The sequence below is a fragment of the Leucogemmata humicola genome (assembly GCF_055379415.1).
On record NZ_AP040875.1, the window covers coordinates 1,398,205 to 1,411,291 of the forward strand.

The window sequence follows — 13,087 nt, forward strand, 5'->3', positions numbered from 1 at the left end:
CCGCTAACAAGTCCCGGCCGGTGGCGACCGATCGTCCCCGTATTCCAATTTTGGAATGAGCGTCACTGCGCAGACACCTTCTGCACCCGATCGAGAATCTTCTGCTCGAGATTACCCGTCGACGTGCATCCCTGTGGACCGCGAAACACGCCCGACACATCTCGACCACTTGCCACGGTCGCAACCCCAACTTTGGAGCCCGGGCCGGCCGGCCTTACCCAGACAACGACCGCGATTTCTAGGCGATAGGAATCGGCATTCGGCCCGATCGCGCTCTCGCCGCAGGCGAACGACTTCGACATCAGCGAACCAGCGAGGGTCCGCGTCCGCTCGAAGCGCTCGCTTCCGATGATGCCCTTGCCTCCATCCGTACGCCCCGTGGGAATTTCCAAGTCGGCAAAGGCTTTGAGCGCCGCCTGGTACGCCTTATCCGCGGGCACGCTGATTTCGTGCTCCTGGCGCAGGGTGTCCATCAACACCGACTCCTGCCACGCGGCGAGCTTGATCCGGACCTGGGCGCCGAGGGTCGGATGGGCGGTGGCGACGAGAGCGACTGCACCCGCGAGCTGACATAGGAAACGATGACGCAGTGACACCATCGGATACGCTCCTTCGCCGCCGTGCGGCACGAGTGGGTTGCTGGCACGAATGTATACAAAACCGAGTGGGAAGGCCAGAATCATTTTTGGCTCTCGCGGTAGGGCGGAAACTGCGGCGGAGTTGGGGCCCACGGTGTCTCCGCGCGACCTGGGCAATACTGCCGATACTGCCGGCAGTATTGCCGCTGGCCCGCGCTGCGACACCGTGGGCCCCAACGCCGCGGACGCACTTCGCTACCGAGTGCGTGGCGCCCGCACGATTCGCGGCCGGACGATGACGCGCGCTGAACCCCACGGCGCGACCATGCGTCATGCCTCGCGTCGATCCCATCCCTGCACTCAAAATCCAACTCGGCGCCGAGCTCGCCTCGCTACTCGACGGCTGGAACGGCGACGACGTCGCAGCCCTGATCGGGACGGACCGCGCGCGAATCTCCGATCTGCGCCGCGGTCGCCTCCGCCGCTTCTCGCTCGAGACGCTGATTCGGTATGTCGAGCGCTTGGGCCGCCGAGTCGAGATCGCGACAAGCCCGCGCCCGATCACACGCGCGCGATGAGAAGAACTCCGTGCCCGCGAAGCGGCCGCCGGTAGAGGCTAGTTGGGTGGCGGGTGGGCCGGCGTCCGCAGCGCGGGCCAGTGGCGATACTGCCGGCAGTATCGGCAGTATTGCCCAGGTCGCGCGAAGGACGTCGGCCCACTCGCCACCTCGCGCGAAGGACCAGGCCCGTCGTCGCGAGGTGGGCGATTCCATCGCGCGCCGTCAGCGGGCATCTTTGTCCCGACTCAACCCCAGACCAACATGCCGACCTCCGCCGACCTCGTCGACGCGAGCCTTGCTGCTATCGCCGAACACGGTGCTTCCACCAACGCGTTCATACGCGTCGACGCCGACGCCGCCCGAGCAGCGGCCAAGGTCGCTGACGACGAACGCGCGCGCGGAATCGACCGCGGACCGTTGCACGGCGTTCCGATCTCGATCAAAGATCTCATAGATATCGCCGGCCAGCCGACCACCGCGGCGTCGAACGTCCGCAAGGGACACATTGCCGCCGAGGATGCGCCGGTCGTGAAGCGGCTGCGCGAGGCGGGCGCCGTGATCATCGGCAAAACGAACCTGCACGAATTCGCCCTCGGCACCACGAGCGAGGAGACTGCGTTCGGCGCCGTGCACAACCCACTCGACCTCGGTCGTTCGGCCGGTGGTTCGAGCGGTGGATCGGCGGCCGCAGTGGCGACGGGGATGGGAGTCGCGTCGATCGGCTCGGATACCGGCGGCTCGATCCGAATTCCCGCAGCGGCGTGCGGGATCGTTGGACTCAAGCCGTCGCTCGGCGAAGTGCCGACCGACGGCGTCGTGCAGCTCTGCGCGACGTTCGATCACGTCGGGCCGATCACGCGCAACGTTGCCGACGCGGCGGCGCTGTGGGCAATTCTGGCGAACCGGCCGATTCCGACGATCGAAACGCCCGCGCCAAGCGCGGTAAAGCTCGGCGCGCTCGGTGGATACTTCACGGCGCTGCTGCAGAGCGAAGTGCGCGTCGCATTCGACGCGGCGATTGCGCGTCTTCGTGCGTGCGGCATGTCGATCGAGTCGCGCGCGGTGGAAGGCACCGACACGATCATCGATACGTACGTCAACATCTCGCTGCCTGAAGCGGCGAATTGGCATCGCATCGCACTCGACACACAGCCGGGCGACTATCAGCCGCCGGTGCGTGAACGACTCGAACGCGGTCGCACGATTCCGGCGGTGAATTATCTGCGCGGTCGTGAGGTGCGCGAGGTGCTCACTCAGGCGGTCGACGCGGCGCTCGAAGGGTGCGATGCGCTCGTGTTGCCAACACTGCCAATCGTCGCGCCGGTGATCGGATCGACGGAGGTGAAGATGGACAACGGCGAATCGCTGCTCGTGCGTGCGGCAATGCTGCGCCTGACTCAGCTATTCAACATCACCGGGCATCCGGCGATTTCGCTGCCGGTTCGAACGGACGGACTTCCGGTTGGACTTCAGCTCGTTGGGAAGCGCGATCGCACGGTCGACTTGCTAGCGGTGGCAAGTGCGTGCGAACGTATGCTATGAACCCGCGCCCCCCACGCACCGTCGCGATCGCACTCGCTGCGTCGCTGATCTCCGCAGGAACGTCCGCTGCTCAAACGCCGAGCACCAATCCGCGCATCGACTCGATCTACGCGTGGTTCGATAAGCGCGATTCGCCCGGCTGCGCGGTGTCCGTCTCCGAAGGCGGTCGAACGGTGTTTGCCAAAGGCTACGGCGCGGCGAGTCTCGAGCACGATGTGCCGATCACGCCCGTGTCCGCGTTCTACGCAGCGTCGGTGTCGAAGCAGTTCACGGCGTTCGCGGTCGCGCTGCTTGCGACGCAGGGCAAACTCTCGCTCGACGACGATATCAGAAAGTGGATTCCCGAAGTTCCGAAGTTCGGGAAGACGATCACCGTTCAGCATCTCATTCACCACACGAGCGGAATCCGCGATTACTTCGGTCTGCTCGGAATGACCGACTGGCAGTCGGACGGCCCGCTTACCGAAGCGCGCTTTCTAGATCTCGTAAGCCGTCAACACGCACTCAACTTCGATCCGGGCACGCGGTCGCTGTACAGCAATACTGGCTACGTGCTGCTGTCGATCCTCGTGAAACGAGTGTCGGGTCAATCGCTGCGCGAGTTTGCCGACGCGCAGATCTTCGCGCCGCTCGGGATGACGAACAGTCACTTCCGCGACGATCACACTGCGTTGGTGAAGAATCGCGCGCTTGCGTACGCGCCGCGTTCGCCGAAGGACGGCGGCGGCTGGGAGCTCGACATGCCTGGCTTCGACGTCGTCGGCGATGGCGGATTGTTCACGACGGTCGAAGATCTCGCGAAGTGGGCGCGCAACTTCGACGATCACACTGTCGGTGGCGACAAGGTCGCAGCGCTCGTGCTCACGCGCGGGCGCCTCAACTCCGGCGACTCCATTCCGTATGCGTTCGGCCTGTCGCTCGGCAACTATCGCGGGCTTGCGACGGTCGAGCACTCCGGCGGATACGGCGGGTATCGCACGAACGTCCTGCGCTTTCCGGCGCAACACCTCGCGGTACTCATGCTGTGCAATGCGGCAATCGCGAACCCCGTCGCGCTCAGCCAACAGGTTGCCGCCGTCTACCTCGGCGACAAACTCACGTCGACGACTGCGGCGACGCAGTCGAGCATCGCCGAGCCGACGGTGTCCGTGCCGCGAGAGCGCGTTGCGCGCTACGCGGGCGCATACTGGGACGCAACGAACGAAGCGCTCGTGCGCATCGAGATGCGTGGTGATTCGCTCGCCGTCGTCGGCGCGCCTACTGTATTTCGCCCCGTCGCTGTCGATCGCTTTCGCCCGATGATGGGGCCGAACGTCATCACGTTCCAGCCGGAGTCGAACGGCGTGATGCGCATGGAAGTCGCGACACCGCCGAGCCAGGTGGCGACGTATCGTCGAATGCCGGCGCCTCGCACCGATGCGGCGACGCTCGCCGGCTTTGCTGCCGACTATCGCAGCGACGAACTCGACGTAACGTGGACGCTCGCGGTCAAAGACGGCGCGCTCGTAGTGCGGCGTCGCGCGATGCCGGACATGGTGCTCCGGCCCGCGTTCCTCGATGCGTTTCAGTCCGACGTGGGCGTCGTGCGCTTCGTGCGCAACGACAAGAAACGCGTCACGGGTTTCGTCGTTGGCGCGGGTCGCGTCACCGGCTTCCAGTTCGCGCGACGCTAGCGATTGACGCGTTAAGCGCGGCGTCGTGCCGAGAGCGCGGCGCGTAACGTGTCGACGGCCGCCGCTGGATCGGCGACTTCGATGACCAAACGCGTATAGTGCTCGTGATTGAGCTCGAGCACGATCGTGTTCTCCGGATCGTGAACGTCATAGAACACGGCGCCGTCTGACTGATAGAACGTGCCCGCCGTGAGCACGCCGGGAATCTGCGTGCCCGGCAACCGGAGTCCGTGCCACCAGCCGCGCGCTGGCTCAGGGTCCGCCCGCACGGACGTCACGTGCTCGAGCGGAATCTCCAGTTGGCTCTTCAGCGCCCAGAGCTTGTCCCAGCCCTCGACTGTGAAGTGAACGCGATCATTCTCGATGGAAATATTGACCATTATCTAAACTCGGCGACGATGTTGGAGCCCATCTCACTCGTTGCGTACACGCTGAAGGTGGCGAACTCAGGACGAGACCGTCAGGGTTGAACCCCAGACGGCGTGTCTCCCTGGATCGGACGGCCGGCGCAGTTTCTCGCCATCATTACGTATGGTCAATTTCCTTCGCAGGTGTGCGCGCATCTCGGTTGTCGGCGCCGTTCTCGCCTGCGGCGGCGATTCGACGCAGAGTCCGACCACAGCCGCGCCCGCGCCAACCCCTGCCGCGCCGACGCTGTTGGCGTCGAATGGGATTCTCGCGGTCACCGTTGGAAACTCGGTCGCGTACGATGCGAGCAAGGGCGCGACGGTATTTTCCGATCCCGCGGCGAAGGGCCTCACGTACAAGGTGACGTTGGCTGGCGCGGCGAACGGACTGACGACAACCGGTTCGTCGATCTCCGGAACGCCATCGTCGCCAGCCGTGATGAGCGCCACCATCACCGCGACCGATGCACTCGGCCGATCTGTCTCCGATCAGTTCTCGATCGTCGCGTTCGCTGCCGGGCTCGCTATTCCGGTTCTGCCACCGTCGCTCGAACGATATGCCGACGCCGAGGTGCCCGTGCCTGGGCATTTCTCGGCCAGCATCGGAGGCACATCCGTCGTCGCGACGGACGCTACTCCGGCGACCAATCCCATTACTGACGCCGGCGCCACGCTCGGCCGCGTTCTGTTTTACGACCCGCGTCTGTCGGCCGACGACGGGACCGCGTGCGCGTCGTGTCACGTACAGTCGCTCGGCTTCAGCGACGCCGGGCAATTCAGCGTCGGCTTTGCCGGCGGGATGACGACGCGCCATTCACCCGGTTTGACGAACACGCGGTATTACAAACGCGGTCGGTACTTCTGGGACGAACGCGCGGCGTCCGTCGAAGCACAGGCGCTGGCGCCAATTCAGAACGCGACGGAGATGGGCCTGACGCTCGATGCGCTCGTCGCCAAACTCTCCGTCACGCCGTACTACCCGCAACTTTTCACGGCGGCCTTCGGTTCGTCCGCCGTGACGAGCGATCGCGTGTCGCTCGCAATCGCGCAGTACGTCCGCTCGATGGTGTCGGCGTCGTCGCGCTACGATCGCGCGTTCTCGGCTGCTGGCGTCGCTGATTTCACGACGACACTGACCGCCGAGGAGCAGCAGGGTGAACAGCTTTTCCGGTCGGCAGGCTGCGCGTCTTGTCACACGACCGTCGCCCAGCTCGGCGACTCGGTGCACAACATCGGTCTCGATGCTGTATCGATCGACACGGGCTCGGGCAAAGGCGCGTTCAAGGCGCCGTCGCTGCGCAATGTCGCTGTGCGTCCGCGGTACATGCATGACGGACGCTTTGCGACGCTCGCCGAAGTGGTGGAGTTCTTCGATTCGGGTGTGCAGGCGAATGTGAATCTCGATGCGCGTCTCAAAGCGGCGGATGGTTCACCAAAGAGACTCGGGTTGAGCGGTGCCGAAAAGAGCGCGCTGGTTGCGTTTATGAGAACACTCACGGATTCGACTTTCCTGACCGCGATCAAGTTCTCCAACCCGTTCGTCATCGGTGCTACGCCGCCGCCACTTCCCGCAGGGAGTGTATCGATCACGATTCAATCGATTGCGTATCATCCGAATCTGTTGACCGTGGCGCCGGGCACCATTGTCACGTTCACAAATCTCGACAACACTCGGCACAGCGCGAACTTCAGCTCGAGCGCCATCGGCGCGACGGGGATCTTCTCGTCGGGCAGTCGTTCGCTGACGATGCCGACGACGCCAGGGAGCTACTACTTCCAGTGCGCGATTCACGGCGCGGCGATGAACGGCACAATCATAGTGAAGTGAGTCGCCGGCGATGGTGGCGGACGGGTTTTAGGACTGGCTAGCATTCCTGGACCACACCAATCCATCGAGATCTTCATGTCGACGCATCGCCCCATTCACGATCCCAAGCTTCCAGCGCCGGTTGGCCCGTATTCGCCTGGCATGGGCTTCGAGCGCCTCATCTTCGTTTCTGGTCAGGGCGCGACTGTTCCTACCACCGGCAAACTCGCCGGTTCCGACGCGACGGCGCAAACTGCCCAGTGTCTGGAGAATGTGCGAACGATCCTACGCGCCGCCGGATCGGATTTGCAGTACGTCCTTCGCTGCGGTGTGTTCCTGCTCGACATGAAAGAATTCGAACAAATGAACGCCGTGTACTCCCAGGTGTTTGGCGACCACCGTCCGGCGCGGACGACGATTCAGGCCGCTGCGTTGCCCGGGGAGGGGCTGCGCGTGGAGATCGATTGCATCGCATATATCCCGTGACGTAGTTAATCCGGCAGTTTCCGGAGATCCGGCCGTTTCCGTTCATCTCGCTTCGATGCGTTGTTTTGGTACGACCATCAACAAAATGATGATCGGAAACGGCCGGATGTGCTGAAACTGCCGGATGACAAAAAACAAACTGGTGGATGAGGAGCTCAGCGGAGCTGTCATCGGGGCGTTCTACCGGGTGTACAATCACCTGGGGTTTGGGTTTTTCGAGACAGTGTACCGGAAGGCGCTGCAGGTGGAGCTCGAGCGGCGCGGGCTGCGTGTCCGGCGGGAGGCACGCGTTCGCGTTTACTATGAGGGCGTAGAGCTCTGTCAGTTCCGAATGGACATGATCGTGAATGAAACGTTGGTGGTTGAGATCAAGTCGACGCTCGACCTCCACCGGGCCGCAAAGCGGCAGGTTCTGAACTACCTCCGCGCGACGGACCTCGAGGTGGGGCTGCTCCTGCACTTTGCGCCGGAGCCCAAGTTTCATCGGGTCTACAGTCCCAATGGCGTCACGGCCAACCCAGAGCCGGAGGCGGACTAGCAGGGAGGCTGTAGTATTCGAGGACCGATGGCATAACCTCCAGCCGCTCGTCGAAACCATGACCAAATTCGCCAGCATTCTCGAGACAGTCGGTAACACGCCGGTGGTGAAGATCAACAAGCTCGCGCCGGCGGGCGTCGACCTGTACGTCAAAGTCGAAGCATTCAACCCACTCGGCTCCGTAAAGGATCGACTCGCCCTTGGCATCATCGAAGACGCCGAGCGTACGGGCGCGCTGAAGCCTGGGCAGACGGTGATCGAGGCGACGAGTGGCAACACTGGCATCGGCCTGGCGATGGTGTGTGCGGCGAAGGGCTATCCGCTCGTGTTGACGATGGCCGAGTCGTTCAGCGTCGAGCGTCGGAGGTTGATGCGCTTCCTCGGCGCCAAGGTCGTGCTGACGCCGTCGCCTGAAGGTGCGACGGGAATGGTTCGACGCACCGTGGCGCTTGCCGAAAAGAATGGCTGGTTCATGACGCGTCAGTTCGAAAACGAAGCGAACGCTGACTATCACGCGAAGACGACGGCGCGCGAGATCATCAACGACTTCGCCGGGCAGCGCCTCGACTATTGGGTGACCGGCTTCGGCACTGGCGGTACACTCAAAGGCGTGAGTCGCGTGCTCGACAAGGAACGTCCCGAGACGAAGATCGTCGTCGCCGAACCGGCAGACGCGGCGATGGTCGCGAGCGGAACGAAGCAGGAGCGCAACGCTGACGGCTCTCCGGCGGGGCGACACCCGGCGTGGAAGCCGCATCCCATCCAAGGTTGGAGCCCGGACTTCATCGCAAAGCTTGCTGGCGACGCGGTCGACGCCGGGTTGGTCGACGAGCTGATCTCCGTTTCCGGCCCGGATGCCATGCAGTGCGCACGCGATCTCGCGAAGAAGGAAGGCATCTTCGTGGGCACGTCGTCAGGCGCGACATTCGCCGCGGCCCTGCAGGTGTGCAAGGAAGCGCCGAAGGGTTCGACGATTCTGTGCATGCTACCCGACACGGGCGAGCGGTACCTGAGTACGCCGCTCTTCGCCGATATCCTGCCTGAGATGAACGACGAAGAGAAGGCGATCGCCGAGTCGATCTGAGTCTTGGCGGATCGGCCCTGAGGAATTGGTACAACGAAACAACCGGATTTTGCGAAAACGGCCGGATGAAAATCGGACACGATTTCATCCGGCCCGTTTCCGTAAAATCCAGCCGCTTTAGCACTCAGTCAATCGACTGCTAAACAAAAATCAGAATTGTGATTGTAGCTGGGGCCGGCGCGACCCAAGCCACGAGGACGGCGTCTCCTCGGCAGCGCGGGCTATCAAGTCGCGCTACGCAGCGTCGATCTGCGCTCGGATCGCTGTGCGGTACGGGAGCACCCACTCTCCCGCAAAATCCAGTGAGACAGTGACTGCCCCCAACAACCGCTTCTCCAAACTGTCCTCGTGAAACGTCCGATTCCCAGCACGCGCGCGAATTGTTTCTACAAGGAAATGAACGTACCAACTGCCCTTGAACACTACGTCGTGACGACCTTGATCATAGAGGTCCCCGACGAGCGAGCTGATTTCTTGTCGGCGCAACCGAAAGTCCGCCTTTGATAGACCAGCCTTCTCCCGGAGGCTGATCAGCCGCTTCGCATAGTCACGCCTGCTCAACGCGCTCCATGCAGAACTATGCACCGGCGACTGCAATTTGTAGGTGCAACCGCACCCAACCTGGTGCACGCGGTCATGCACACAAAGCTCGACCCACGGACGCCAGTTAATTGCGGCGGCCTTCATCCACTCTGCTTTATTTGTGAGGTCGGCAAACATCGTCGCAGGCAGGGAAGAACACCTCGCGGCGGCTGATACAAGATCAGCATGCCGGAAGAAGTAGTTCTCCATGTGATAGTGCTCGGTATAGACGATGCTCGGCGATCGAACCAAGGAGTTCGTCACGTCGTCGATGTCTTTATCGGGGAAAAACATCGCGACAGTCCGCTTCCCCTGAAAGTCGTTGGTCAGGGATCCAAGGGCGGATTGTTCGGCGAAGAGCTTTAGGAGTTGGTTCTTACCCCCCGACTCGCCTAGAACTTCCTCCGCGCTGGTGACCTCGAATGGTTCCTTAGCAGTAACAGCTGCCCGACAAATCTCCTCGTAGAACCAGCGGTCCGAAGGTCCTTCGACGAAGCAAAACAGAACTGTTTGCGACATCTGCATTGCTCGGCGGAACCCCGCTGGTGAATGCGCGGGACGAGCCTTCATAAGCGAAAGATCTTTTCGTCGGGTAGGTTCGCCAGAATCTCTGGCGAATGAGTAGCGAGGATCAGTTGCGACGTTGGATTCAATTGACGCATCGAGGGAATCAGCACTTTCTGCCAATCGAGGTGAAGCGAGATTTCTGGTTCATCAATCAGTATCGCGCTGTCACGTTGGATGAGAACTTCCGCGAGGATTCGCAGCGCCTGCTTTTCACCGGAAGAGAGCGAGTTCAAGCCGATCTCCTCCTGGTCTCGCGATAGGATCTCAATTCCACGATCCGTGAATTGAATGCGCTTTGAGCCGCTAAACAGTGAGCCGACGAGTTTTTGAAATCGATCGCGGAGAGCGGTCGCCTTCTCGATTCTGCGTTCTACTTGTTCAAGATCCACCGCCAGCCGGCGTAGCGCGGCGTTCTTCGCGTATCGGTCGCGGAAACTCTCCATCGAACCGAGGAGATTTTCGGAGCCTTGTCGTTCAAGAAAGGATTGCAATCTCGAATATGCAACTTCGACTGAGACCTTCTTCCTAGTCCGGCCTCCCTTTCCAGCCAGGACAGTTTCAAGAATGCCTGTGAGACCCTCAGCCTGAGCTTTGGAAACCTCCGACACGACTCCGACTGAATAACTTTGCCATAACGACGTCATTTGCTGAGCAAAGAACGCATCCAATGCTCGCTCTGACGCTTGCGGGCTGTGCCCAGCGAGCGCAGTTCTCGTTTGCCCCGACCGCCGACTTGAGGCGAGATAGAGGCGTGACGTCGGCAGCCAAGTGTGGCGCCACCCGGTCAGTTGTTTCCTATCCGGGGGATGGAGTTCCCAGTTAACGTCAGGCTCTCCGATCAGCGATAGCCCGGTCAATTCTGCGTGACGCGCTCCGGACGAGCGCATAGTTGCGGTTTCAGGCTTTGGACGCGTCGGCTTCGTCAGCGTATGGGTAAACACTCCCTTGAAGTCGAGAGAGTAGATCTGAACCTCAGCCCGACTAAAGGGAACGTCTTCGATGCCCTCAGTATTGTGGGAGAGCGCCGACGCCAAGAGACGCAACAACGACGTTTTGCCAGCCCCATTTAAGCCGAAGAATACATTGACGTCGTCATTCAGCTTGACACTATAAGGCTCGCTTCGACCGGCGAGGCCGTCGATGGTGAAACTGACGATGTGAGCCATTCTTGGAAGAACTCAAGTCAAGGAGGGAGCAACGATGGGACCTTTAGAGCCTACTCAAGATGCAGCGGTGGCAACCACACGTCCAGACTCGGCCAGAAATTGACTCGATGCACCCGGACGACAGGCAAAGAACTTCGTGGGTCTTCCCGCATACGGAACGACCCCACAGGTGTGGCTCACGAGTATCGAAGAAACTCGTCGCTAGGTTGTCGATAGACTTTGGCAAAATGAGAAAACTCGACGATATCGACTCGCCGCTGCCCTGATTCCGACTTCGGCTTGAGTCGCTGCGGCCAAATTCGGGCAACCTTACATGCCGCCAATGAACTTGGCCAACGCGATCAAATTCTCCGGTCGCTGATCGTCCTGCGTCGATAGCAAGATGTCGACGTCGAAACCGTAGCCATCGAAGGATCGGTTGTCTCCATAGCCGTCGCTCGTACCCAGCGCGATGCGGAAGGGAAGGCGAGTGTGCGGCAGCACCGAGTATCCCGGCTGAACGTACTGCGCAACGCCGTAGCTGTTGCTGCCAACGATCACCGCTTCGGGCAGCGACGCGAGCAGCATCTCCATGTACTCGCCGTCGCTGCCGACGCCGTTGTTCACGAGCACCATGATGCGCAGCTGTCCGTCGGTGGCGCCGGGTGGTTGCATCGCGTGCTGCCGATAATCCCAGCCGCTGTTGCTGTCCTCGAACTGGCTCGGGCAATCGGGCGCCGACGGTCTGAATAGATCGCGCATCGACGTCTGGAGACGCTGCGTCATCGACGCGGTCGCCGGCGGTTTGATCGACGACGTCGATACGGTGACGTATCCCCAGCGGAGCGCATGGTAGAGACACGACGCGCCTTGGTGGCGATGCGTCGCCTGGGCGCGTTCGGTACGTCGAACGTCGACCCAGCCGCGCAGGGTTTGCGTCGCGACGTCGCCACCTCCGTTGTCGCGCAAGTCGACGATCAACACTCGCTCGGCGCCCGTCTTCTTGGGCCAACTCGCGATGCGCTTCTCGATGATCTGGCCGTTCGCCACGTTGAACGTCGGCAAACGGAGATATGCGACCGTCGGTTCGAGAACTTTAAAGTCCGGTTCGTCGATGATCGCGCCGGACAGCGCGCGTACAGCGAGATCGCGCGCGGAGGCCTCCGCCGGCGAACGACTCGCCGGGTCGCCCGACGGCCACGCAGCGGTCATCGCGAGTGAGTCGGCGCCGCAGCGGATCGACATCGGTACACCGCGATTTGCCGGAAGACTGAGGTACGTCACTGGAACGAGAGCGTGTGCAGACGCATCCCAACGTTTCGCAACGCGCGGTCGTTGCGCGGGATCGTTGACGTCGAGCGTCAGTGAACGACCATCTGCCATTCGTACTTCCGTGCAGGGCGCCGTCGGCGAACCAGCGATCACCGCGGAGCGCGAGCCGCTCCCGAAGCGGGCGCCTCGAAGTGGGATCGTCGTGTGATTGTCGAGCTGAACGGCCATCAAGTCTTTCATCGGCGCGAACGCATCGATGAGCGCGAGCTTTTGCCCCGATCGCGCGTGGAGCCTCGTGGTCCAATCCGCGAACCACTTGTCCCAATTCCAGCCACGACGCTTGGCCGTGTCCCAACCGCCGTACGCGCGCTCCATCACCGTGGCGAGAATCGGCAGATCCGCCGCGAGCGCATCGGCGCTCACCGAATCAGGAATGGGTGCCGTGAACCACGCCTGCGGCATGACGTACGATCGTCGCGTGAATGGCGGGTCCCATGGCCGCTCGAGGATCACGCCACCTTCTGGAACGTTGACGCCGAGCGCGCGTAGCCGAGCCGACTCGGCATCGCGGTCGGCTTGGGGTACGATCATCGCGGAGTCCGCGGCGGGCGCGGCCAGAACCTCAGCACGCGCCGTGCGGATGGACAGGGTCGCGCCGGCCGCGAGAGTTGCCACCGTGCCGGCAAGCAAATACGCTGTGGTCGTTCGCATACGTCTCGCGAGTCGAATGACGCCGGCTATCTAGGGCAGTCCACCGGCCTGAACCAAATATGGGACCGGGATGGGGCGCGACAAGTACATTGAAGGGCTCGTCGACGCCGCCGTCGCGGGCCATGGGAAATCACC

12 protein-coding genes are annotated in these 13,087 nt (G+C 62.2%); 7 read left to right on the plus strand and 5 right to left on the minus strand.

From position 1 onward, the window contains the following. Positions 1–62: 62 nt before the first annotated feature. Positions 63–683 carry a hypothetical protein gene (locus AC6H4Z_RS05745; protein ID WP_497545781.1) on the minus strand — a complete coding sequence of 207 codons (621 nt, stop codon included), beginning with the start codon at positions 681–683 and terminating at the stop codon, positions 63–65. A gap of 227 nt (positions 684–910) precedes the next feature. On the opposite strand from AC6H4Z_RS05745, the gene AC6H4Z_RS05750 reads away from it, so the two are divergent. The 3 genes from AC6H4Z_RS05750 (at position 911) to AC6H4Z_RS05760 (ending at position 4,353) form a co-directional block, all read left to right on the plus strand. Beyond that, positions 911–1,156 carry a helix-turn-helix domain-containing protein gene (locus tag AC6H4Z_RS05750; RefSeq protein WP_497545782.1) on the plus strand — a complete coding sequence of 82 codons (246 nt, stop codon included), beginning with the start codon at positions 911–913 and terminating at the stop codon, positions 1,154–1,156. A 243-nt stretch (positions 1,157–1,399) separates the two neighbouring features. Then, positions 1,400–2,680 carry an amidase gene (locus AC6H4Z_RS05755; protein ID WP_497545783.1) on the plus strand — a complete coding sequence of 427 codons (1,281 nt, stop codon included), beginning with the start codon at positions 1,400–1,402 and terminating at the stop codon, positions 2,678–2,680. Next, entirely contained in the window at positions 2,677–4,353 is a 1,677-nt protein-coding gene (locus AC6H4Z_RS05760; RefSeq protein WP_497545784.1) for a serine hydrolase domain-containing protein, read from the plus strand. Before AC6H4Z_RS05755 ends, AC6H4Z_RS05760 begins: the two co-directional genes overlap by 4 nt. A gap of 11 nt (positions 4,354–4,364) precedes the next feature. Here the strand turns inward: AC6H4Z_RS05760 and AC6H4Z_RS05765 are convergent, their stop codons facing one another. Then, positions 4,365–4,733 carry a hypothetical protein gene (locus tag AC6H4Z_RS05765; RefSeq protein ID WP_497545785.1) on the minus strand — a complete coding sequence of 123 codons (369 nt, stop codon included), beginning with the start codon at positions 4,731–4,733 and terminating at the stop codon, positions 4,365–4,367. 151 nt (positions 4,734–4,884) lie between these two features. Between AC6H4Z_RS05765 and AC6H4Z_RS05770 the strand changes: the two genes are divergently transcribed. The 4 genes from AC6H4Z_RS05770 (at position 4,885) to cysK (ending at position 8,675) form a co-directional block, all read left to right on the plus strand. Further along, positions 4,885–6,588 (plus strand): cytochrome c peroxidase, encoded by a 1,704-nt coding sequence (locus AC6H4Z_RS05770; protein WP_497545786.1) that lies wholly within the window; start codon positions 4,885–4,887, stop codon positions 6,586–6,588. A 75-nt stretch (positions 6,589–6,663) separates the two neighbouring features. After that, a complete protein-coding gene (locus AC6H4Z_RS05775; RefSeq protein WP_497545787.1) occupies positions 6,664–7,053 on the plus strand; it encodes a RidA family protein in 390 nt (129 codons plus the stop codon). 124 nt (positions 7,054–7,177) lie between these two features. Continuing rightward, positions 7,178–7,591, plus strand: a complete 414-nt coding sequence (locus tag AC6H4Z_RS05780) for a GxxExxY protein (protein WP_497545788.1) — start codon at positions 7,178–7,180, stop codon at positions 7,589–7,591. 58 nt (positions 7,592–7,649) lie between these two features. Next, a complete protein-coding gene (gene cysK / locus AC6H4Z_RS05785; RefSeq protein ID WP_497545789.1) occupies positions 7,650–8,675 on the plus strand; it encodes a cysteine synthase A in 1,026 nt (341 codons plus the stop codon). 234 nt (positions 8,676–8,909) lie between these two features. Here the strand turns inward: cysK and AC6H4Z_RS05790 are convergent, their stop codons facing one another. From AC6H4Z_RS05790 to AC6H4Z_RS05800, 3 genes are all read right to left on the minus strand, one after another. Further along, positions 8,910–9,776 carry a hypothetical protein gene (locus tag AC6H4Z_RS05790; RefSeq protein ID WP_497545790.1) on the minus strand — a complete coding sequence of 289 codons (867 nt, stop codon included), beginning with the start codon at positions 9,774–9,776 and terminating at the stop codon, positions 8,910–8,912. 47 nt (positions 9,777–9,823) lie between these two features. Next, positions 9,824–10,990: an AAA family ATPase gene (locus AC6H4Z_RS05795; RefSeq protein ID WP_497545791.1), complete on the minus strand. Its 1,167-nt coding sequence runs from the start codon at positions 10,988–10,990 to the stop codon at positions 9,824–9,826. Between the two features lie 309 nt (positions 10,991–11,299). Further along, entirely contained in the window at positions 11,300–12,952 is a 1,653-nt protein-coding gene (locus AC6H4Z_RS05800; protein ID WP_497545792.1) for a S41 family peptidase, read from the minus strand. Positions 12,953–13,087 lie beyond the last annotated feature (135 nt).